General features: G+C 39.0%; 14 protein-coding genes. 10 read left to right on the top strand and 4 right to left on the bottom strand.

Annotated elements, in window-relative coordinates:
• From EGI31_RS14930 to EGI31_RS14895, 8 genes are all read left to right on the top strand, one after another.
• The coding region (locus EGI31_RS14930; protein WP_255037976.1) for an ATP-binding protein at window positions 1–918 on the top strand (918 nt) is incomplete at its 5' end.
• A gap of 84 nt (window positions 919–1,002) precedes the next feature.
• Window positions 1,003–3,291, top strand: a complete 2,289-nt coding sequence (locus EGI31_RS14925; protein WP_255037975.1) for a DUF5723 family protein — start codon at window positions 1,003–1,005, stop codon at window positions 3,289–3,291.
• Window positions 3,291–7,757 carry an OmpA family protein gene (locus EGI31_RS14920; protein WP_255037974.1) on the top strand — a complete coding sequence of 1,489 codons (4,467 nt, stop codon included), beginning with the start codon at window positions 3,291–3,293 and terminating at the stop codon, window positions 7,755–7,757. Before EGI31_RS14925 ends, EGI31_RS14920 begins: the two co-directional genes overlap by 1 nt.
• 585 nt (window positions 7,758–8,342) lie before the next feature.
• A complete protein-coding gene (locus EGI31_RS14915) occupies window positions 8,343–8,927 on the top strand; it encodes a DNA-3-methyladenine glycosylase family protein (RefSeq protein WP_255037973.1) in 585 nt (194 codons plus the stop codon).
• A 202-nt stretch (window positions 8,928–9,129) separates the two neighbouring features.
• On the top strand, window positions 9,130–10,308 hold the full coding sequence (locus tag EGI31_RS14910; protein ID WP_255037972.1) for a helix-turn-helix domain-containing protein: 1,179 nt from the start codon (window positions 9,130–9,132) through the stop codon (window positions 10,306–10,308).
• A gap of 68 nt (window positions 10,309–10,376) precedes the next feature.
• Window positions 10,377–12,020, top strand: a complete 1,644-nt coding sequence (locus tag EGI31_RS14905; protein WP_255037971.1) for a serine hydrolase domain-containing protein — start codon at window positions 10,377–10,379, stop codon at window positions 12,018–12,020.
• A 266-nt stretch (window positions 12,021–12,286) separates the two neighbouring features.
• Window positions 12,287–13,471 (top strand): MFS transporter, encoded by a 1,185-nt coding sequence (locus EGI31_RS14900; RefSeq protein ID WP_255037970.1) that lies wholly within the window; start codon window positions 12,287–12,289, stop codon window positions 13,469–13,471.
• A gap of 372 nt (window positions 13,472–13,843) precedes the next feature.
• A complete protein-coding gene (locus EGI31_RS14895) occupies window positions 13,844–15,004 on the top strand; it encodes a zinc-binding alcohol dehydrogenase family protein (protein WP_255037969.1) in 1,161 nt (386 codons plus the stop codon).
• A 208-nt stretch (window positions 15,005–15,212) separates the two neighbouring features.
• Here EGI31_RS14895 and EGI31_RS14890 read toward each other — a convergent pair whose 3' ends face one another.
• Complete coding sequence (locus EGI31_RS14890) at window positions 15,213–16,775, bottom strand: RagB/SusD family nutrient uptake outer membrane protein (protein ID WP_255037968.1); 1,563 nt, start codon at window positions 16,773–16,775, stop codon at window positions 15,213–15,215.
• 29 nt (window positions 16,776–16,804) lie between these two features.
• A complete protein-coding gene (locus EGI31_RS14885) occupies window positions 16,805–19,951 on the bottom strand; it encodes a SusC/RagA family TonB-linked outer membrane protein (RefSeq protein WP_255037966.1) in 3,147 nt (1,048 codons plus the stop codon).
• Window positions 19,952–20,567: 616 nt separating this feature from the next.
• Here EGI31_RS14885 and EGI31_RS14880 point away from each other — a divergent pair.
• A complete protein-coding gene (locus tag EGI31_RS14880; RefSeq protein WP_255037965.1) occupies window positions 20,568–22,196 on the top strand; it encodes a GH35 family beta-galactosidase in 1,629 nt (542 codons plus the stop codon).
• Window positions 22,197–22,302: 106 nt separating this feature from the next.
• Window positions 22,303–23,292 carry a DUF2268 domain-containing putative Zn-dependent protease gene (locus EGI31_RS14875; RefSeq protein WP_255037894.1) on the top strand — a complete coding sequence of 330 codons (990 nt, stop codon included), beginning with the start codon at window positions 22,303–22,305 and terminating at the stop codon, window positions 23,290–23,292.
• A gap of 94 nt (window positions 23,293–23,386) precedes the next feature.
• On the opposite strand, the gene EGI31_RS14870 is transcribed toward EGI31_RS14875, so the two are convergent.
• Both EGI31_RS14870 and EGI31_RS14865 read right to left on the bottom strand, forming a co-directional pair.
• Window positions 23,387–24,103, bottom strand: coding sequence for a zinc ribbon domain-containing protein (locus EGI31_RS14870; RefSeq protein WP_255037964.1), 717 nt, complete (start codon window positions 24,101–24,103; stop codon window positions 23,387–23,389).
• A 36-nt stretch (window positions 24,104–24,139) separates the two neighbouring features.
• On the bottom strand, window positions 24,140–24,379 hold the full coding sequence (locus EGI31_RS14865; protein ID WP_255037897.1) for a redox-active disulfide protein 2: 240 nt from the start codon (window positions 24,377–24,379) through the stop codon (window positions 24,140–24,142).
• Between the last annotated feature and the right edge of the window lie 504 nt (window positions 24,380–24,883).

The raw sequence follows: 24,883 nt of genomic DNA, 5'->3' as shown, positions 1-24,883 counted from the left end.
GAGATTCAATTAGTCCCGACATCTGTAAGTGTTGTCAAGTATTTTTATGACACTTATGGCGTAAAGTTTTTACTTACTGGGTCAAGTTCTTATTATTTAAAAAATCACTTTTCTGAAAGTTTGGCAGGTAGAAAACGAATTTTCGAAATGTTTCCACTTACGTTTCAAGAATTTTTAACTTTTAAAGGACAGCCCAATCTAGAAATACTCGCTTTAAATCAAATTTTATATAATGAATTTATTTATGCCAGGTATAAACCGCTTTATGAGGAATATATTCAATTTGGAGGATTCCCTGAGGTAGTATTGGCCACAACTAATGAAGATAAAGTAGCCTATCTAAAAGATGTAATCAATGCATACATAGAATTGGATATTAAGTTATTGTCTGATTTTAAGATGAGCAACGAATTATATAAGCTGATACAATTGCTAGCCTCGAGGGTGGGAAGCAGGCTAGATATAAGTAAATTAAGTAGTATTTCGGGTATTAATCGAAATAAAATTAACGATTATCTAGAGCTCTTAGAATACACCTATTTCATACATAGAGTACCACCATTTACTAAAAACAAGGACAAGGAAATATCGGGGCAAGCCAAGTTGTATTTTGCAGATACTGGGGTACTCCAAATCTTAGCACAAGTAAGTAGTGGTCAAGTCTTTGAAAATATTATTGCTCTGCAATTGAAAGCAAAGGGTAATGTTGCCTACTACCAGCGTAAAACTGGTCAAGAAATCGATTTTATACTAAATGAGAGTATCGGAATTGAGGTTAAAGAAACGCCTTCTGATAGAGATTTGAAAGTTTTGAAGCAACGTTGTTCGGAATTAGAAATTAATGAACCTATGTTAATAGCTCGAAATGCCCCTGGCTCAGACTTTAAAGAGTGGTTTTGGGGAGGCAACATTGTTTAGGTTAACTTCCCCACAAATTTATTATTCGGTAACCGGTCTAAAACACAAAAGTAGTATCTTGCGAGTTCACGATACTACTTTTTTATGATTAGAATATTTACTTTTATCTGCTTAATTTTTGCTTCTTTAGGTGTTCAGGCTCAGTCACTTGAAATGTATAGGCTTTCTAATTCCGCTGGGGTTTATGCGGTGGGTTTTAATCCTGCACTTTTGGCCGATTCGCGGCATGGCGGGATGTTGAGTTTGGGCCTTTTTCATGCCAACACCAGTCCTGATGCCGTTTTTAATGGTTTTGTTCCATCTTCTAAGCTTAATCTCAAGCTCAAGGATGCCAGCTTTAAAACGCAAGAGATTAGCCTGCAAGGACCATCATTTATGAAGCAATTTAAGAAAAATGCCGCTTTTGCTATTAGCACGCATTACCGTGCGTTGCAAACGAGAAGCGGTGATTTTGCCGATATTTTTGTTCAAAATCCACAAATTGGTAGAACTCAAGACTTGGCCGGTACTTACGAGTCGGTCGGTTTAAAGGAGTTGGCGTTTTCTTACGCCCATCCTTTGGCGTTCAAAGATCATTTTGTGAAGGTTGGTACAACTGTAAAATTGGCCTCCCTTTATCATAGTTATGCCTTTGAAAGTACAGATTTGGCTATTGGAAATACCCAATTAAACGGAACAGTTACAGGTCTTTTAAACACAAATGCTGCAAGCTTTAATTGGCTAGATATGTTAAAAAGCAAAACCATGGGAACGGGTTTGGATTTAGGCTTCGTGTATGAATATCGCCCCAAATACGCCGATCATGAATATAACATGGACGGAAAACAACAATATGACCCAACTGTGAATAAATATTTAGCTAGATTCGCCTTCAGTGTCACGGACATAGGTGGTGTAAAGTTTGATGAATATTTCAGGATGGGGCTCTATAACCAAACGGCTGTGAATCAAAACAATCTGGCCAAAGGCGTACCTGCGGCTATAGATGAACTGAATTTTATGGGTGAAAACTTTAATTCATCAGAATACATGCTACCCACTCGAATCAATTTGTTGGCAGAGGTAAAGCTTGGCAAAAAAGGGTGGCATTTGGGTACAGCCTATCGCTCTTCTACTAAGCGTACAGCCATGGGCTTTAACCAGCAAAGTGTTTTGGCATTATACCCACGAAAAGAAATTAGCGGTTTCGAGTTTTCTGTTCCCGTTATTTTTAATCAAACCACCAAAAAAACTGGTATAGGTTTTCATTTGAAAGTTGGTTCGTTTGTTTTGGGTACTGAGGCCTTGAATTACCTTTTCTCCAAAAACTCTCCCAATCCCTCGGTTTATGCAGGATTTAGTTTCTCTGGCAAGCCTAAAAAAATCAAAGACCGCGACAACGATGCTGTTTCGGATAAAAAAGACAAATGTTTGGATATTCCAGGCCTTTGGGCATTTAGTGGCTGCCCCGACACCGATGGCGATGGCATTGAAGATAAATTGGACAAATGCCCTGAAAATGCTGGGCCAAAAGAAACCCAAGGTTGCCCAGATGCCGACGGAGACGGTATTTTTGACAACCAAGACGCCTGTCCGAATGCAACGGGTGAGGTGCGTTTTAATGGTTGTCCAGATACTGATAAAGACGGATTGCCTGATAGCGAGGACGATTGTCCACAAAAAGCGGGGTCTGAGGAGTTCGGAGGTTGTCCTGACACAGATGGTGATGGCCTTATAGATTCCGAGGATGATTGTCCAGAAGTGGCTGGTGCCAAATTGTTTAAAGGTTGCCCAGACACCGACGGTGACGGCATACCCGACAAAGACGACAATTGCATAAATGAAAAAGGAACTTTAACCAACGGTGGCTGCCCAGATGCTGACGGCGATGGGTTTATTGATAAAGTGGATGAATGCCCAACTGAAAAAGGAACCTTGAATGGCTGCCCTGATACCGACGGCGATGGCATAAAAGATAGCCAAGACGATTGCCCAAAAGACAAAGGATCGAAAGAAAACAACGGTTGTCCAGACACCGACGCAGATGGTGTGGTGGATTATCTTGACAAATGTCCTGAGTTGGCTGGTTCAAAATTATGGAGTGGTTGTGCTTTGGTTTCTAACTTCCAGGCATTGGATAGTTTGGATGCTGATTTGAACGTATTGTTGCAAGATTTGGTAAATAGCTTGATTAAAAAAGAAATAGACAACGCTAAGTTTGAAAAAATCAAAACAAAAGTAGCTACACTAACTACTCCGCTTAAATTGGTTATAACTGGCAGCCTTTTTACGGAAGTAAGAATGACCTTTGGCTCAGCATTGCAAAATATGGGTATTGAACTTGTGATAAGAGAAATCGAGAAAACTTCAAGTAGCTTAAAATTTGAACAATAATGTTTTTGAAAAATACACTTTTAGTATTACTGGTATGTTTCAACTTGGTATTTGCTCAAAGCAAGAAACGCTTGCCAAATCCCATAAATACCTCTAGTTCAATAGAATATGCACCATCGGTTACGGCGGATGGCCAAACCTTAGTTTATCAGTCCGACCAATATGGGCTTTTTGTAAACAGCTCAAAAAAAGTGCCTCAAATAACTGCTGACGGAAAAAGTAGTGTCATGTTGGATGAGTTTGAAACAAGTTTTTTCGGTGTTTATGAGGTAAAACTACACCCTTCAGGTACTTGGATGCTACCTAAAAACATTGAACCAATCAATCTTTACGCCAACGAAAACAACACGCCAGTTATGGGCGGTCCTAGCGTTAGTTATGACGGAAACACCATTTATTTCTTTGCAAATTTTGGTAAAAGTGGTTTTGGAAGAGAAGATATATTTGTATCGGAACGTAAGAAAAATGGCTGGTCTAGGCCAGAAAACATTGGTGCAACTATAAACACCGATAACTACGAAGGCTTCCCTTCAATCTCTCCCGATGGTAAAAAGTTATACTTTACCAGAGAAATATTAGGTAAAAAAGTTAACGACAAGCAATGTTACCGCATCATGGTGTCTGAAAAAGCACGAAACGGCAAATGGCGTGCACCTTATGAACTACCCGCACCCATAAACATGGACTGTGAAAAAGCTCCGAGGATACTGGCTGATGGCAAAACCTTGGTGTATTCATCCATCAAAAAAGAGGGGAGGGGAGACTTTGATTTATATAAAAGTACGATGCTCGAAACCGGTGGGTGGTCTGAACCTATCAATCTAGACTTTATAAATACCAAGAAATCAGACCTTTTTGTGTCCATTAGTCCGTGTGGTGACCTCATGTATTATGTTACGGATGGCGATATTTTTACCACCACCATTCCCGAATCTCTCCGGCCTATCAGAAGTGCAACCATACAAGGATTTGTCATGGATTCACTCTCAGGAGCTCCTTTGATTGCCAAAATCGTGGTTAAAAATAAAGAAACCGATCAGATTATTTCCGTTTTAGATAATAATCCATCTGACGGTAGATACACGGCGATTGTGCCTTTTGGTGAATCTTATACGCTTTCGGTCAATATTCCAGAATATTTCAACAAAGTCACACCACTTTTAAGTGAGCAAATTATTGACTGTAAAACCATTCCGATTGATTTTAAACTGCAAAAGATACCCACTGAAAAAGAGGAAATTGTAAAGCTTGCCCTCAATTCTGATAAAAGCCAAGTTTTAATTGATGAACAAAGGTTGGCCGCTGAAAAACTCAAACTAGAGCAATTAGAATTGGAAAAAGCCCAAAAGTTAGCTTTGGAAAAAAAGCGATTGGAAGATGAACGCTTAGCAGCCGAAAAACTGAAACAAGAGCAACTGGAGTTAGAAAAAGCCCAAAAGTTGACTTTGGAAAAGAAGCGATTGGAAGATGAACGTTTGGCCGCCGAAAAACTCAAACAAGAACAATTGGAATTAGAAAAAGCCCAACAATTGGCTTTGGAAAAGATGCGATTGGAAGATGAACGCTTAGCAGCCGAAAAACTGAAACTCGAACAATTAGAATTAGAAAAAGCTCAGCAATTGGCTTTGGAAAAGAAGCGTTTGGAAGATGAACGTTTAGCAGCCGAAAAACTGAAACAAGAGCAACTGGAGTTAGAAAATGCCCAAAAGTTGGCTTTAGAAAAAAAGCGATTGGAAGATGAACGCTTAGCAGCCGAAAAACTGAAACAAGAGCAATTAGAAATAGAAAAGGCTCAAAAGTTAGCTTTGGAAAAGAAGCGTTTGGAAGATGAACGTCTAGCAGCCGAAAAACTGAAACTAGAGCAGTTAGAAATAGAAAAAGCTCAGAAATTGGCTTTGGAAAAGAAGCGTTTGGAAGATGAACGCCTAGCAGCCGAAAAACTGAAACAAGAGCAATTAGAAATAGAAAAAGCTCAGAAATTGGCTTTGGAAAAAAAGCGGTTGGAAGATGAACGCTTAGCAGCCGAAAAACTGAAACAACAGCAATTAGAAATAGAAAAGGCTCAAAAGTTAGCTTTGGAAAAGAAGCGATTGGAAGATGAGCGTCTAGCAGCCGAAAAACTGAAACAAGAGCAATTAGAAATAGAAAAAGCCCAAAAGTTGGCATTGGAAAAGAAGCGATTGGAAGATGAACGTTTGGCCGCCGAAAAACTCAAACAAGAACAATTGGAATTAGAAAAAGCCCAACAATTGGCTTTGGAAAAGATGCGATTGGAAGATGAACGCTTAGCAGCCGAAAAACTGAAACTCGAACAATTAGAATTAGAAAAAGCTCAGCAATTGGCTTTGGAAAAGAAGCGTTTGGAAGATGAACGTTTAGCAGCCGAAAAACTGAAACAAGAGCAACTGGAGTTAGAAAATGCCCAAAAGTTGGCTTTAGAAAAAAAGCGATTGGAAGATGAACGCTTAGCAGCCGAAAAACTGAAACAAGAGCAATTAGAAATAGAAAAGGCTCAAAAGTTAGCTTTGGAAAAGAAGCGTTTGGAAGATGAACGTCTAGCAGCCGAAAAACTGAAACTAGAGCAGTTAGAAATAGAAAAAGCTCAGAAATTGGCTTTGGAAAAGAAGCGTTTGGAAGATGAACGCCTAGCAGCCGAAAAACTGAAACAAGAGCAATTAGAAATAGAAAAAGCTCAGAAATTGGCTTTGGAAAAAAAGCGGTTGGAAGATGAACGCTTAGCAGCCGAAAAACTGAAACAACAGCAATTAGAAATAGAAAAGGCTCAAAAGTTAGCTTTGGAAAAGAAGCGATTGGAAGATGAGCGTCTAGCAGCCGAAAAACTGAAACAAGAGCAATTAGAAATAGAAAAAGCCCAAAAGTTGACTTTGGAAAAGAAGCGATTGGAAGATGAACGTTTGGCCGCCGAAAAACTCAAACAAGAACAATTGGAATTAGAAAAAGCCCAACAATTGGCTTTGGAAAAGAAGCGTTTGGAAGATGAGAATAAAGCTGAGAAAAAAAGATGGGCCGAATCAGGTCTAACAGTTTATTTGAAAGATTATGATACCAATGAGCCTTTGGATGGCAGGGTTATAGTTTTCAGTAAAAATTCTAAAGACTCCACCGTTTTCGATGTAAAAGCAGGAATATTGAAGCTTCCGCTTACAGGAAACGATACTTGGCTTATAAAAGGGACAGCTCCAAATTATACTTCCGCCGAACAAACCGTAAAAATTGAACTTCCAAAAGATGGTTCGAAAAATTTTACGGTTGAGCTTAAATTGGGTAAAGAAATTTATAAGTTACAGCTTTCTGCAATAGACTTAGAGAAGAATACGCCTATTTCTCAAGCCTTATTCACTATTTTAGATGCCAATAAAAAACAATTGGCCATTGTAAAAGCAGACAGTAAGGGGGTAGGAGAATACATTTTACCCAAAAAAGGCAAATATACTGTACAGATGGCTGCACCCAATTATCAAAACGACGAACAGGTTATAGAAGAAGTGAAACTCAATACCAAAGTGACCTTCAAACCGATAGAAATAAAGGTAAAAATTCACGAACTCAAACTTTATGTGTATGATCGTTTCACTGATGAGGAACTTTTTCCAGAGGTAAAATCCAATAATAAAGCCATAGGTGCAGCACCTACTTTTATTCAGGGGCCAGCAGAAACCGTTTTCGATATCAATCTCACAGGCATAAATATCGAACCTGAAAACTACAAACTTGCCTTTGTGGATAGTTTGATTTTGAAAGTACGGCAAGATTTGAAAGCCCAACAGCTCAATTATGAGTTTGAGTTTAGGTTTTATGACAAAAAAACCAATAAGCCTATTCCGAGAATAGACTACACGGTTGTTGAAGCTACCAACAAGGCCGAAGTTCAGAAATTCTTGAATGGCAAAAATCTGGTTTTCATGTCACCCAAGAAAAACTATGTTTTCAGCATAAATAACCCTGCTTATGAACCCATCGTACAGAAAATAAACGCCCTTGAATGGATTAAGGAAAGGGATTTTGAAAGGAATATTTTCTTGGTTCAGAAAAAAGTAGAGGCCACAGTAGTAGAAAACAAAACAGTAGCTGTCATTAGCACAAAAACCTTCGGTGAAATAAGTAAAGGTAAAAAAATAACCCTGGAAAATATTTATTTTGACCAAAGTAGTCCTGTTTTAAGAACGGAGTCTTTTGTGCAGTTGGATGAATTGGTAACAGTATTAAAAGACAACCCAGACCTTAAAATAGAGGTTCGAGGTCATACAGATAACGTAGGAGACCTTTTCGAAAACGTAAAATTATCAAAAGGCCGCTGCGAATCTGTAGTAGATTATTTGGTAAAAAAAGGAATAGCCTCCAATCGATTGTCACTTACCGGCCGTGGCCCCATGGAACCCATAGCACCCAACGACAACGAAGCTAACAAAAAGAAAAACAGGAGGGTGGAGTTTTTGGTGTTATAATTTGAGGCACAAAGGCATTAAGGCAACAAGGCATAAGGCATTAAGGCAATGAGGCATTTAGGCAATTAGGCATCAAGGCAAATAGGCATAAGGAAATGATGCATTTTTAGCATAAGGCTTTAAGGCAAATAGGCATAAGGCTTAAACTCTGTGGACCTCTGTGCAAAATTCTCGTGGCCTCTGTCGTTAAAAAGAAAGTATTCATAAGTTTAGTACCTCGCTTGGTGAAACTTTGTGCCATCTTTGTGTGCCTTTGTGGAATAACTTCAAATGTAACCAATAACTCACTTCGACTAAGTTAAGTGTCCAGTAACTAATCCACCAGTAACAAGTAACCAATCCACCAGTAACCAGAAACTAATCCACCAGTAACCAGTAACCAGTAACCAATCCACCAGTAACCCACTTCGACTACGCTCAGTGTCCAGTAACCAATCCACCAGTAACCAATCTACCAATAACTAATCCCCCAGTAACTAATCCACCAATAACCAATCCACCAATAACCAAATCATAACAATTAGCCGTCTTTATGGTTTAAGAATTTTATAACTTTAGGTCTTTAATTCCTAACCGCATAATCCTATGTCCGTTCCGAAGTTTGATCCTGTATTGGATATCATCGTGCAGCAAATTCCTGAGCCGAAAATGACCTCTACTGGAAATGTTTTTCATGACTTGATGAGCTGTGTTTTGGAGCAGCAAATCCATTACCGCAGTACCAAGAAAATATTCCAGAAAATGCTGAATACTGCGGGTATCGACATACTTAGGCCTGATAACTTTACTGTGTTAGAAGAGAAGGCTTTGAAAGATGCCAAACTATCTATTGGTAAGTATGAAACGGTGCTTGGTATTTTAGAGTTTTGGGAAAACCAACAGATGGATTGGTTCTCTTTTGACGACGATGAGGTCAGAGAACAACTCGCCAAAATCAAAGGAATTGGCAAATGGACGGTAGATATGATTCTGATGTACACCCTGCAACGCCACAATGTTTTTCCTTATGACGATTTCCATTTGAAGCAAATCATGACCAGTCTCTACGGCCTAGACCCCAATGTTAAACTGAAAGCTCAAATGATTGAAATCTCAGAAAAATGGGGTGACCAAAAATCTTTGGCGGTACTGTATCTATTGGCCTGGAAAAATTATCAAAAAAGAGCATGAGCCGAACCATTTGCCCAAACTGTAAGAGGTCGCTGCGGAATGTCAACGCCTTTCATTATTGCAAGGAGGTGGAGATCGATCTCCTTCTAAATTTTCGTGTACAAATTCTAGTTTTAGTTCGAACCGCTAAAATCCTGAATTTCATAAACTTTCAGTCTCTTGCCTTGATTATTATATATTTGTAAAACCTTAAACTTGGTTTATGTATTTTAGTTTTAGCGACAAAAGCTCCCTTTTGCTTATTTTCTTTTTTCATGGTGTGGTGTTTTCGTTTTTGCTCTTCAAAAAGGGCTTCGAGACAGAAAACAAATCGGATTACTGGTTGGGTACGTTTTCGTTGCTCAGCGTTATGTATGTAGCTCCGTTTATGTTGGGTTATGCGGGGTGGTATGGTCGATTACCATATCGTGAAATCCTTTTTTACGTTCCTTTTCAGCAGCTTTTGTTACTTCCGCCGGTTTTGTATTTTTACTTCCAAAGGCTTTTCGATAAGTCCTTTGTTTTCAGAACCAAGGATTTGCTTCATTTCCTTCCGGCTTTTCTTTATAACTGCTATATTTTACTGATATGCTTGGCTGATAAATGGGTTCTTGATGAAGTTTATTTTTATGCCAATGGCCAAGATAAGGATTTTGACGCTTGGTACCAGTTTTTGGGTTTCTTGAGTATGGTTTATTATTTGCTTAGAAGTTTGATGCTCTACCGCAAATATACTTTCTTGACTTTTAATGCTTTAAGTTTTGCCGATACCATGACCTTCATTTGGGCAAAACGGTTTCTTTGGGTATTTATAGCCTTGGTGGGTATCAGATTGGTGTTTTTTGTAATTAATCCCGAATGGGACGAGTTTGGGCGAAAGTTTTGGTATTATCTTACTTTTTCATTTCTCTTTTACTACATCACCATCAGTGGTTATTTGAATTCGGTCAGAACAAAAACTTCGTTTAGCGATTGGCAGGTAACAGATACTAATAAATCAAGTGAAGCTCAGATGGACCTCGCAGACTCGAAAAGTCAGCATGAACCATTGCCAGACTTGGATGAATGGAAGGCTAGGGTAGTGGTACTAATGGTGGAAGGCAAAATGTATGAAAATCCAGAATTGACGATTTCGGATTTGGCTGAAAAACTGGGCACGCATTCTAAGAGGATTTCTCAGGCAATTAATCAGGGTTTTGGACTGAATTTCAATGATTTTGTAAACAAATATCGGGTAGAGGCCCTGATAAAGAAGTTAGAACGAGGGGAATACTCCATGGTAACCTTTCTGGGTTTAGCACTCGAATGTGGGTTTAACTCAAAGTCAACTTTCAATCGAGCCTTTAAGAGGGAAACGGGACAGTCTCCGAAGGAATTTATCAGAAATCGGTTTCAGAATTAGGTGTCAAATCAGGATTTGAAGCGATAATGTTGCTTTAACTATTGATTTTTGACACAAAAAAGAAAAATATGAAAAAAAGATATTTTCCAATCTTGATACTCTTGGTGTTTCCTCTAATGCTCTTCGGACAGTCGAAGGAGCTTCTACTGAATTCAATCCAAATCCTAAAACTAGATAGCATTGCCAGCCAAGATGTGCCTTCGGGAGCTCCAGGGATAGCCACGGCAATTCTAAAAGACGGAAAAGTAATTTATGAGAGATATTTTGGCTACGCCGATTTGGCTGATAGCGTAAAAATTGGTGCCTCTTCCAGATTTAACATTGCGTCGAACGGTAAACAATTCACTGCCTTGGCCATTCAAATTTTGATAGACCAGAAAAAACTAAAGCTGGAAGACGATATCAGAACATATTTTCCGAATCTATTTCCCAAAATAAAAGAAAAACTCACTCTACTACATCTTTTGACCCATACGAGTGGCATTAGAGATTGCTACGATTTATGGTCGCTCCAAGGTCTCACTTGGTGGAAAAATACCTTTAGCAATACCGAGGTCTTGGCACTAATGTCCAAGCAAGAGGACCTCAATTTCAAGCCTGGCGAAAAATATTTGTATAGCAACACCAATTATATTTTGTTGGCTATTTTGATAGAGAAAGTTTCAGGAAAAGCATTTGTGGATTTCACAGACCAGATGTTTCGGGATTTGAATATGCCTAATACCTCCTTTGTGGCTGACTATAAACAAATTCAGGGACCTGTTGCTCGGTCATATTTCAATTTCGGCACTTGGACCACCTACGACTGGATTTGGAATGTAAACGGCGACGGCAATTTGTTTTCGACTTTAGCAGACCAAATTCAATGGGAAAAGGTCATAGCAGGTACCGCAGAAAGTAGGATAAGAAGAAAGATAATATCGCAAAGTCAGAAGTTCGTAACGGGTTCGAAAATTCAGAATTATGGTTACGGGCTCGAATTTGGCAAGTATAAAGGTCTCGATTATGCTTTTCACGAAGGGGCCACAGGGGCATGGAAGGCCACGGTAACACGTTTTCCATCAAAGGGTGTTTCGATGTTAACCCTCACCAATACGGGTAAAGCTATACCTTACTCCCAAACCCGTCAGATGGCAGATTACTTGTTCGAACTACCGAAGGATGAAGGTTTTTTTATAACCAAGCCAGCCCAAATTGGAAAGTATGTCAGTGTGGATCAAATATTAGGTACCTATCTGACAGATGCTGATTTTGCTTTTACCTTTATCAAAAAGAACGATAAAGTGTTTTTGAAAAGAGAGGGCAGGAATGATGTGGAATTGGACCGAGAGTCAGACAATATATTTCGTCAAAAGTTTGACCCCGATTTCAAGCAAGAATTCACCACTAATGACCAAGGCGACCTACAAGTAACGGCTTATTACACCAATCACGCTCCCTATTCGCTTATCAAGACAAAAGCCCTCGGTAACAATTTTGATTTTAAGTCATTAGAAGGCGAATACTTCAATTCTGAAACCGATGTGAGGTTTTCGATTAGGTATGTTGAAGGAAACAATTATGAGTTACAAAGAGGTGTAAACTCTAAAAGCCAAGGACTCATGGTATCAGAGAATAAAATGCTGGTCGATTCGTACAGCTTGGAATTTAGCGGAAATGAAATGTTTTTGTTTGGAGAAAGAATTAAAAAAGTGAAGTTTAGGAAGGAATAAACTCGAGAATATCTCAGTACATTAGTGCCTTTTTTACCACGGAGTGCACCGAGTTTGGCTCTGAGGTGCACGGAGTTTTCTGTTCTTTATCTTAATATTTCCCGGTTAGATTGATGGAATTATTAAGATTTTGAATTTATCAGAACCTACCATTTAAGTGAGTGATAATAGTTATGCCTAAGCTGGGTAAAAAAGAACCAGTTTTTTTGCAAGGTTTTAAGTACTAATTTTACGTGCCTCAGAATTGTACGAACCACTATTTATAAATGAAAATAAACATGAAGTCGGGGGAATTTATCACCCTGTCTGCCTGCACCATGATGTTGACGGCCTTGGGAATTGATATAATGCTTCCTGCTTTTGCTAGTTTAAGAGAGCATTTCGGCTTTAATCCTGAATCTACGGCCACCGCTCAGGTCATTGTTTTCTTTTTTATGGGTCAAATCGCCCAATTGTTTTTCGGGATATTGTCGGACCGCTTTGGCCGTTTGGCCATTTATCGCATTGGTTTTCCTTTGTATATCGTTGGAGGATTGGTGGCGGCATTTGCACCTACATTTGAGATTATGCTGGCAGCACGTTTTTTTGCTGGAGTAGGAGCATCCGCGGTGTTTATGACCACTATAGCAGGTGTAAGAGACCGTTTTGTGGGCGATCAAATGGCCCGCACCATGTCGCTTATCTTCACCATTTTTTTGTTTACCCCAGTTATCGCACCATTTTTGGGACTCGCCATCCTTTCGGTTTCGTCTTGGCAGATGGTTTTTCTGACTCCTGTAATCTTTGGTTTGGTGATATTCGTGTGGTCGTTTAGAATGGAAGAAACACATCCTATGGAAAAGCGAACTCCGCTCAATTGGTCTAGTGTCGGTTTATCTTTAAAAACAGTTATTAGCAATCGTCCATTTCTGAAATATACCACCATCACCACTTTATTGTTTTCAGCCTTAAGTACTTGGGTGGCCACTTCGGAGCATATAGTTGGCGGTATTTATGGCAAACCTGAGCTTTTTGCATGGGTATTTGCGGGTATAGGGTTGTTGATGTCGCTTTGTACGTTTTTCAATTCTTATTTCACCACCAGAATCGGAGCTAAGAAAAGCATAAAGTGGCTTTTGGTAACCTATGCCACAGTAGCGGCAATCTTATTCACTATAACACTTGCTTTTGGAGAGCCGCCCCATCTTTTGGTGTTTTTTATGGGAATAGCTCTTTTGATGGCCATCAATATCGCCATAGAACCCAACAGTAGTGCATTGGCATTGGAGCCGATGGGCGATATGGCAGGCGTTGCCTCTTCGGTTTATGGTACATTTTTCTTTTTCATTGGCTCCACCCTTGGCTCCATGGTTAGTTTCTTTATGACAGATAGTGTTTTTCCTCTAATATTGAGCTTTTTTGTTATCGGAATCATCAATTTGTTTTTGATTTTTATGGGGAAAGGGAAGTAGAGCAGTTATTGAAATCAATTTAGGACGCTAATTCCTTGAAAAATGTTTTTTTCAAAGTGAAAGTATTAAGTTTTTTGGTTTTTATTTAGAGAGCTTAATTTTGCTTTTTCTAAATACTCAGTTTTTAGCTCAATTTTGGAAGAATTATTTGTTAATTAAAAAACTCAATCTAAATGAAAATTTAATAATTCTCTGTTATACTTCACGCTATTCCCATTTAAAAATACCTCCCCACTCTAATATTTCCTCCTTTCATTGTAGCTTTGTTATTTGATAGATTATTATTCAAAAACAGGAAATTAGAAGGCCTTAGACAAGCGATAGAATTATTATTTCTTTGCGACCCTGCGGCTTAGCAGTAAAAATCAAATTATGAAAACCCTCATACTAGAAGAACCCCAAGTTTTTAAATTTATAGAACAAGAGCAGCCAACAAGGCTAGAACCGCATGAGGCTTTGATAAAAATAAAGAATATCGGTATATGTGGTACAGATTACCATGCTTTTAGGGGAAAACAGCCTTTTTTTAGCTATCCAAGAGTGCTTGGTCATGAGTTAGGTGCAGAGGTGGTGGCAGTGGGCCAAGAGAATGACCGAATAAAAATCGGCGATAAAGTGACGGTAGAGCCTTATATGAACTGCGGCAATTGCCAACCTTGTAGCAATGGCAAAGGAAATTGTTGCGAAAATCTGCAAGTGCTGGGTGTACATACCGATGGTGGCATGTGCGAGTTTATAAAGGTGCCCATGCATAAGTTACACGCTTCCAAAAGTTTAACCTTTGAACAGTTGGCCGTTGTAGAGCCACTAAGTATAGGAGCACATGCTGTGCAAAGAGCTGCGGTTTCGGCAGAAGATTTGGTGCTGGTCATTGGGGCGGGACCTATCGGCTTGTCAGTCATACAGTTTGCCAAACTATCAGGTGCCACTGTGGCGGTTCTAGATATAAACACCGAAAGACTAGATTTTGCCAAGGAACACCTACAAGCCGATATCCTCCTGGATGGTTCAAAAGGCTTCACATCAGAAGAGTTTCGAGCAGAACTAGGCCAAAAGCTAGAGATTCTTAACCACTCTTCGAATAAAGACAACAAAAAGACCGAAGGTCTCACCACAAAAAAGTCCCCCACCGGGGGATTTAGGGGGCTTGAGGGATCTAAGGGGCTGGAAGGATTTAGTGGGCTTGAACTTAGTGTCCTCCCCACCATTGTCTTCGATGCCACAGGCAACCCAAATTCCATGAAAAATGCCTTTAACTTTGTGGCATTTGGAGGGAAACTTGTATTTGTAGGTTTGTATATTGGAGATGTTGTTTTTGATGATCCGCTTTTTCATCGTCGGGAGATGACGCTTTTTGCAAGTAGAAATAGTCATGGCCAAGATTTTACAAACATTATACAATTAATGGAAGAAGGCAAAATTGATGTCAATAAATGGATTACTCACAGGGCCAAGTTTGATGACCTTCCGAGCGTTTACGAACATTGGCTCAATCCTGAAACTAAAGTAATAAAGGCCATGGTTTCTTTGTAATAGCAAATTCGGATGGTCAAATATTTTATAGAAAAAGTGCCGCAGAAGTAAAAAGGAATTAAGTTAGAGTTAGAAACATGTTTTTGACGAACTGGTGGTAAAACTTAAAGTTTTATAGTGAAATAGCTCTTATGTAAAATGTCTTTTATCCAAAAATAAAAAAGCCCCAAAACAAAGTTTTGGAGCTTTTGAACTTTAAATTAACCAATCAATAACCTGTATTCTGAGGTGTTAAATTCGGGTTATTTAGCATTTCTTGAGTCGGCAATGGCAACAACAAATGTTTTTGTTGAAGTTTTTGATTCGAACTCAAATTGGTAGAACCAACAAATTCTTCGAAAGTTTTAGTTATAGGATTGAAAGATTTTCTTAACCTAATCATATCAAACCAAGTGATTTGCTCATAGCACAGCTCATGCCAACGCTCTTTCCAAACTGCGTTTCTGAACGAACTCTGCGTGTAAGTGCCTATATCCGGTGTAGCTAGTTTTGCTCTGTCCCTTATTTTCTTTAGTGAGGCATATGCTTCTGGAGTTATTGTTCCCAATTCGTTTTGTGCCTCGGCATAAATTAAGAGCGTTTCGGCGTATCTAATTTGTGGTACATTCAGGTTGTCATTTCTTGTACCAGCCACGCCTGAAGAACCATTGGCTATTTGATTGAAATGCTTAAAGATATAGGGTGCATTTAATTCAAATCTTGCACCATTGCCATTTGTAAAATAACTGGTATAAAAATAGCCTTCCTGGTCTTTTGTTCTTAAGTCTCCCGGTTCGTAGGAATTGTAAAATGCCAATGTAGGAACTGTGCTTCCTGTTCCTCCTGGTCCGTTGAAAGTAACAGGTTTGAAGTTGGGAAACATATTACCCATAGGATTTCCACCTACACCGATAGAGTTATTATATTGAAGCATAAATAAATGCTCTAATCTGTTTTTTAAGGTTTCTCTACGAGTCTCGGCATAGGTAGGGAAAAGGTTAATCACAGTTGGGTTGGCATTGGCATAGGTGATAACTTCCAATGCTTTGTCAGCGGCTAGTTTATAATGCGTAGCTCCCTTGCTCATAGGAAACCCTGCCATGGTAAGATAAACCAACGAAAGCTGTGTTTTTATGGCGGCTGAGTTAACCCTTCCGTTTAAATTCATCCATGGCAAGCCTGATGCCTCTGCTTCTATGAGGTCCTTCACAATGAGGTCGTAGATTTGCTCTTTGGGTGCACGCTTCGGTAAAAAATCCTCTGAGGTAGCAGTTTGTGGAGCTGTAATCAAAGGAATATCGCCCCAAAGTCTAACGGCAGTAAAATAAGCAGAAGCTCTCAAAAACTTGGCTTCGCCCAAAATAGATTTCTTCTGGGCCTCTGGCATTGGTGTAATGCCAGGCACTTTTGCTATTACTTGGTTGGCTTGTGCTATTACTCTATAGAGGCCATTCCAATAGTTTCTGACATGTATTGTATTGCCATCATGTACCAATCCGTAGAGGTTGTTTAAGTCCGAGTTTTGAGCCGTTTCGGTTGTGGAAGTTCCAGTAAGTGCCTCCAATAACTGCCAGTTAGACGAAAATATGCCAGCACCACCACCCATAAATCTCAAGTCTGCATAAACGGAGGCTATCGCAGCTTCCGCGTGGTCAGGAATTGAGTAAAAATTTTCAGGTGTCAAGTTAGAAGGAGCTTGTTCTTTCAGGAAGTCAGTACAGCTGTTGGTGACTACCAAAAAGCAAATAGCGACAACAATTTTGTATAAATAAGAGAATGATTTATGTTTCATAATTTCTAATAATTAAAACGATTAATGAATTAAAAGGCAACCTGTAATCCACCCATGAATGTTGTGGGTTTAGGGTAATTGTGCCACATCATACCTTGCGAAAACGCACTATTCCCGTTTCCTTGGTTGGTAGGTGTAACCTCAGGGTCTCCAATGATGTTGTCTTTTAGCAACAAGAAGAAATTCTGAGCGGAACCATAAACTCTCAATCTGCTAAGATTTAGTTTTCTAGTAACTTTGTTGCTCGGTACAGTATAACCTAGCAACAAATTGTTTCCACGCAAATAGGAACCATCTTTGATCCACCATGAATCCACGTTGGTTACATAACCCGCTCTGGTGTCTCTTATTTCTGCAATCATGGTATTCTGATTGGTTGGTGTCCAAGCATCCAATACCGAAGTATAGCTGTTGGCCAATGCCTGACGGTCCTCGCTGGCATGGAGGTTCATCATCATTACATCGTTGCCTACCATGTATTGTAGTTCCAGCGTCAAGTCAAAGCTTTTGTACTTGAAAGTATTGCTGAAAGATCCCCAGAAGTCAGGGCTACCATTACCTATAATTGAGCGGTCAGCATCTGTGATGGCTTTGTCGCCGTTTACGTCAAGGTATTTGATATCACCAGGAAGTATAGTCAAACCGTTTCTGTAAGAAGTAAACTTGGCAGCTTCTTCTCTTTCAGCTTCGCTCCAAATGCCTAGTCTAGTTAATCCCCAAAACGATCCTACAGGCTCACCAATACGGATGATGTTGGTTGGGTTCGTAAAGTTCGGACCTCCAACATTAAAAATGTCAGATGGTGTAGCCAAAGAAAGTACCTTGTTTCTGTTGAAAGTAATGTTGAACATACTGTTCCAAGTAAAGTCGCCTTTGTTTAATATCTCTGAATTTAAGGCTAATTCTACTCCTTGGTTTTGCATAGAACCTACGTTTTTACGGATAGTAGAATATCCACTTGTTTGAGGTACAGGTGCATCCAAAAGCATATCTGTAGTGAGTCTGTAATAATAATCAGCCTCTAAGTTAAATCTGCCATTAAACAATCCTAACTCCAAGCCAAAGTCCGTCTGGGCTGTTTTTTCCCATCTGAGATCGGGGTTGGCCAATCTTGAAATACCCGTTCCAGAGATTCTGGTGTCATTGTAAGAAGTCAAGTAGTTTGAACTTAGCAAGGAAAGTGAACTATACGGTGGAATTTCGGAGTTGCCAGTAAGACCATAAGAGGTACGTAGTTTCAAATTGGAAATTACGGGATTACCTTTCAAGAAATCTTCCTCAGACACTCTCCATGCCAATGCACCTGAAGGGAAAAAAGAAAATTTGTTATTCTCACCAAATCTCGATGATCCATCAGCTCTACCTGTCAATGTAACCAAATACTTGTTTTTGAAAGTATAGTTTACTCTTCCAAAATATGAATTAAACGCCGAAGACGATGCTCCTGATGTGGCGTTGTTGATTGTGGCGGCCGCACCTAAATTATTAAATGTAAAATAGTCAGTAGCAAATCCTCTAACCGATGTGCCAATTGAAAAGAAGTCTGACTGCTGCCAAGAAACACCCAAGAGGGCATTTACAGAGTTATCCTGATTGATATCCTTGGTATAAGTTAGAAAGTTTTCAAGAGACCAAAACGTTTCTTTTTGATTATTTACAGAGGCCTCTCCTGAGTTGGCTATGGCCAAAGTACGCGTCTGCGACTGGTTTACTGCTTGGGTCATTACATTGGCACCGATAATAGTTTTCATTTCCAGACCTTTAGCAAATGTGATGTTGGAATACACGCTACCAGTGGTAGTTTGCGTGTCCATTATAAATCTACGTCCGTCAAGCCTGTGAACAGAACTGAAAGTTCCTTCAGCAAAAGGGAAGTCTCTGTTGTTGGCATAAGTTCCATCGGCATATTTTACGGGAAGAAAAGGGAAATCTTCAACGATTTGACGAGAAACTGCATCATTAATATCCGACAAACGCTCCGATTGATTGTTGTAAGCCAAAGTACCTCCAACTTTCAACCATTTTTTTACTTGGTCATCTATCGTAAATCTGCTCGAATAACGTGTCATATAGGTGGTTTTTACCAAACCTTCGTCATTTCTATAGCCCAACGAAAACGAATATTGCGTACGCTCATTGCCACCACTGAAGCCCAGCTGGTGGTTTTGAGATAGCTTTTGTTGGGTCGCTTCGTTGAACCAATTGGTATCGTGCAAAGGATTTCCTGCTGAATCAAATACGCGTGGGTCTGTTCTTCTTAATTTTGGATTTAGATACGCCCATCTGCCTGCTGCCCAGCCTGCTGGGTCATATTTTTGCATATTTGCCCAAGCCAAATCCTCCACTGCCATATATTGTTCGGCATTCAAAACTTGAGGTACATGTGGGCCAGGTGTAGCTACACTAAAGTCAACGTTGTAGGTTACAGAGCCTTCTCCGGCTTTTCCTTTTTTAGTAGTTACCAATATTACCCCGTTGGCACCTCTTGCACCATAAATGGCTGTAGATGAAGCATCTTTAAGGACCTCCACCGATACGATGTCGTTGGGGTTAATAAAATCTATGGCATTAGAAAACTGGTTTTGGTTACCTTGAGGCAACATTACCCCATCAACTACATAAAGTGGGTTGTTTGAGGAGTTGATAGAGCTAAAACCTCTAACTCTGACGGTAGTTCTACCTCCCGGACGACCTGAGTTATTGTTTGCTTGAACTCCAGCCATTCTACCTGTAAGTGCCTGGTTTAGAGATGGTGAAGGACGCTCAAGTAGCTGGTCTTGCTTGATAGAACTCACCGATCCAGTCAAGTCTGATTTACGTTGTGTACCGTAGCCAATAACTATCAAATTATCCAATTCATTGGCTTTTGAGTTCAGCATTACATCTATTGTAGTCTTTGTTCCTACCAATACTTCGATTGGTTCATATCCAAGATATGAAAACACCAAAATCGACTTGGCGTCTGGCACCGAGAAAACAAAGTTCCCGTTAACATCTGTCACCACACCACGGGTAGTGCCTTTTAAAACCACACTCGCTCCCGGAATGGCCTCGCCTTTGATATCGGCTACTTTTCCTTTTACATTGATGGGGTTTTGTGCATTGGATATCCAAGAGATGGATAGCAAGAGAGCAATCAAAAGAAGAGATCTACATCTGTAAAGATTACCTTTCATTTACGTTTAAGTTTAAGTGATTGAATAATTATATTTATAAATTGGTCAAAAATATTAAATTTCTTAATAAAAAAATGCTATTATAATAAAACTTTTTATTAATTTAATATTCATTAAAATGAGATTAGGATTTTCGAAAAGTTCAATATTCTGACTATCAAACATATACAGTTGTAAATATTATATCTATCTTTAAATTCAAGAAAATGCAAACATTTGCAAAAATTGAGTACCTAGGCTCTTCCTTGTAGTAATTACTCACTAAACGGTAATAATCTATTTATCAAAGGTTTGTTTTTTGATTGTTCAATCACGCCTGGTATTTCTTAGAGGGTCTATGCATTTTGCTTCCATTTACTCTCTAATTTTATGCATAAGGAATTTAAATAGAATTTAGTTTTTTTAAGAATTTAGATATTTGAATGAATCGGAAAGTGTTAACTCTAGAATATTTGAGCCCAATGAAGTTGACGCTATGAATTAAAAGACGAATTTTAAATATTAGAGTTTTGGAAATGTTTTGAAAAGGATGGTATGGCTAGTCTAGCCTTGCCTTGATTTTTTTAAATTGTTTATTATTTAGGCTTATATTTGAAAACAATTTAACCCTTTTTCTATGACTTTTCGTTTCATTTCGATTTCTTTCTTGTTCTTAATATCCACTTTTTGGTCGGTTTTTGGTCAGCAAAGTTTGCCTAGATTGCTTAAAAAAGGCACCACTAGCCAATTAATAGTAAATGACAAACCCTTTATTATTTTGGGTGGCGAACTCGGAAATTCCACCGCTACAACAACCGAAAACATGAAATCGGTTTGGCCTAAACTCAAAACCATGAACTTGAATACCGTTTTGGTGCCAGTTTATTGGGAATTGATTGAGCCAGTTGAGGGTAAATTTGACTTCAAACTCTATCAAGATTTAATCCTTGAAGCACGCCAAAACGAGATGAAATTGGTTTTTCTGTGGTTTGGTTCTTGGAAAAACAGCATGAGTAGTCATGCTCCAGCATGGGTAAAACTCTACCAAGACAAATATCCCCGCGTGAAAGACAATAGCGGCCGTAGTCAGGAAATATTGAGTTCGTTTAGCGAAAATGTATTGCAAGCCGATAAAAAAGCATTCGAAAAACTCATGCAGTTTATCAAAGATTTTGATACTAAGGATAGAACAGTTATCATGATACAAGTGGAGAATGAAATCGGTATGTTGCCTTCTGCCCGAGACCACCAGACTTTGGCCAACGAGGCGTTTGATAAGCCAGTACCTGCAGAGTTGATGACTTATTTGCAAGAGAATAAAGATAATTTGGTGCCGGAATTTCGCGAGACTTGGAAAAAAAATGGATACAAAACCACCGGAACGTGGGAGGAAGTATTCGGTAAAGGGCTGCACACCGATGAGATATTTATGGCTTATTACTATGCCGACTTTACTGCCAAAATCACCGAAGCCGGAAAGAAAATCTATCCCTTGCCGATGTTTGTCAATGCTGCTCTAAATAAAGCTGGTCGAGAACCAGGCAATTACCCAAGTGCGGGGCCATTGCCTCACTTGATGGACGTTTGGAAGTCAGCTGGGAAAGCCATTGATTTCTTATCACCAGACTTTTATAATCCTGATTTCAAACATTGGTGCGACTTGTACACCCGCCAGGGCGATGTGCTGTTTGTGCCTGAGCATGTTTTTGACCAAACTGTGGCCGCTAAAGCACTTTACACCATTGGGCATTACGAAGGCATGGGTTTTTCGCCTTTTTCCATAGAGTCTACCCAAAAGCCAGAGGATGAGCCACTTGGTAAAATGTTTGGCTTGATAAAAGAACTAAGCCCGCTCATCACCAGTAACCAAGGTACGGGAAAAATAAAAGGCATAATGTTGAGCAAAAGCGACGCGGAAACCATTGTTCGTTTGGGCAAATACGAGTTTACCTGCAAACACGACTACACACTCAGTTGGACACCTGGAGCTAGAACAGAAACATGGCCTCTGGGCAGTGCCATTATCATCCAAACTGCTGAAAATGAATTTTATATAGCCGGTTCGGGAGTAGTAATTACAACCAAATCCATCGAAAATAAAGACCTTAACATCGGTCTACTAAAAGTGGATGAGGGGAATTTCATAAACAACAAATGGATAGTAAAACGCCACCTCAACGGCGACCAGACCCACCAAGGCCGCCATATCAATATAGGTACCAATCAGTATGGTATTCAGCGGGTAGAGTTTTATGGGTATAGGTAAGGGTTAGTAAATAATAGCACAAGAAATAATCGTAAATATTTACTCTTAATCTTCATGTCAAAGAACATTTAATTACAATTCACAATTAAGAAAAATTAATTACTCTATGAAAAAAGCTATTCTAATTATCTCCTTGTTCCTTCTCTCTCAATTAACCCAGGCTCAAAACCTTATCACGACAGATTTAGAGAATTTCGGAGAAATGTATGGACAGTTGCCGACCGCAAAGACTACTGAAGATACTTTGAACTTAATTAGAGCCAACTTGTTGGCTAAAGGTTCGGCCACTTTTAAGGAATACATCCAGCTGAAGGAATCATTGAATAATTATAAAATAGAAGAAGAGTTTTTAAACAAGCTTCGCCTTTATCCCAAATATTATGCTTCGGTTTTGAGGCAGTCTGAGGTTTTTAAATCAAAAGAGATTATTCAGAGGATAAATGCCGCATACGGCAAACTTCTCAAAATTTATCCTGAAGCCAAAATTAAGCCCAACGTGATTTGCATAGGTATCATGGATGACGGCGGAAAATCCTTTGAAAGTGGCCAATATGTTGGTTTAGAGTTGTTTACCTGTAATAGTTTTGCTGATACAACGGAAGTTGTCGAGACAACGGGTTTAATAGATTATCTGAAAGCTGGGTCGTTCGATATCAATAGAATGGACGAACTCATTGTGCATGAGCTGGTACATTTGAGCCAATTCAAGGGAAATGATGAATTCCTTAAGACTTTCAAGGGTACAATTCAATACATTCCATTGTTGGGCGAAGGAGGGGCGGCATTTATTGCAGATTTGGTTTTTGATTTCAAGGCAACGATAGGGCCAGGTACGTTTAATGCCATCCAATATAAATACTGTGAGGAAAACAAAGATAGGCTATGGCAAGACTATAAAAATCTGACCGATATGTCTAAAATAAGCGATTATTTCTACAAAAATACCGATCTGTATCCCGTTAGAAGCGTGGGATACTACCTTGGCTACCAAGTCTGTAAACAATACTACGAAAAGGCAAAAAATAAAAAACAAGCCATTAAGGACATAATAGAAGTTACTGATTATGATGGGCTTGTGCGAAAAAGTGGTTTTTAACAAATCCTCGAGTTTTATGAAATGAAATTGGGTTAATTCATTCAAGATTGGTGAGTTTCCTTATATAGTAATGCCCAACATTTAGGAGGAGGTTTTATTTTAATATTTCGTCAAGTGCTATGCCAATGAGACTTATGGTTGTAAAATATAATAAATATCCCATTATGAAGGAAGCAGCGGCGGCTAAATAACTTTTTCTGCTGCCTTTGTTGAAAAACTGACCAATAGCCCAAACTGCATAGCCATAGACAAAAACAGTGAAAAGTATTCGATAAACGATGACGTTCAAAGTCCCATAAAAAACAGCCAAAATAGTCATTGCCAGCATGTTTATGCCCAACACATAGCAAAGCATGGTCATGATTTCGAAATAATTATAGTTGTATTTTCGGTAAAATAGCCTTGTACAAAAGGCAATGAAAAAACTAGTGGCGATGTTGGCATAAGCATAATGAGCTTGAAACCAACTAAAAATACGATCTATGTAAGAATCGGCAGAACCTCCTCCAATCTTGTTAGCTACTACTACAGGAAAGAAACTTACTATGATAGTGTAAATTAATGAAGTAAATACCAAAAACGGCACCGGCTTCATGAGTTTGTTTCTGTTGGTTTTCAAAAAACCTTGAATACTCTCACCTGGTTTTGAAAGGAGCATTTTTACGGTGTACAAAAAACCCTTTTCGACATGAAAAAGATGCAAAAACTCATGTTGCAGATAATGCTTATCGATTCTTTTTAAGATGGCTGGATTGCCACAATTCGGGCAAAACTTTGTGTCGAAGGGTGCTTCGCAATTGTGACAGGTCATATCTTGTATTCTGGGTAAGGTAGGATATCTTTTGGATTAAAGACTACGAGACTTAATTTCTTTTTTCATAGCCACGATGTTTGATATATTAAGAATCAAAATAGGCGATAGACATAAAGGCATCATTATAATTTGCCAAATCGTTTTTTCCTTATCTATGGAATTGAGAACCAATAACATAATCAATGCACCAGCCAACAAGCCAGTTAGAAATCTTGCAATTTTTATATTTTTTAAAAGTTCTTCATTTGTCTTTTTCGAGAAGTCTTGTTTCATATTTCAGGGTAGGGTAATGGTTCTAAGATGATCAAAGTTCTGAAAAAATAGAGAATAAGCCAAACCCCTGATACTAATTTCTACAAACAGTTTTAATCTACAGGTAAACAGTTCTTTTGGATGTATGAAGTCGATAAAGGTTCTGGGCTTATTTTCAAGATTTCACGCTTTTGCATATATTTTTGATCTAATCGATTTTTTGTAATTGTTTAGGACCTAATTTGAATTTTGGAAAGAAAGATGCATTTTGTCATTATGAGTCTTTTATTTCGATTTTGTATTTTTTGGAAAATGATTTTCCCAGTTTTGTGATTTATTTCGTTTCAAAACTACTCACTTGAGATTCCTATGATTGAAAGACGTAAATTCATTAAGAACACCTTTAAAAGTCTTCCTTTATTGGCCAGCAGCTCCAGTTTGTTTGCTTTGGCTTGTGAGGACAAACATATCCCAGGTGCATTGGACAAGACGGTGGTGATAGTCGGTGCCGGAATTTCAGGCTTA

Origin of the sequence: Lacihabitans soyangensis (assembly GCF_024343775.1) — a bacterium.
GTDB classification, from domain to species: Bacteria; Bacteroidota; Bacteroidia; order Cytophagales; family Spirosomataceae; genus Leadbetterella; species Leadbetterella soyangensis.
The sequence above is the reverse complement of the archived record's forward strand: the minus strand, read 5'-3'. Positions and strand labels throughout refer to the sequence as shown.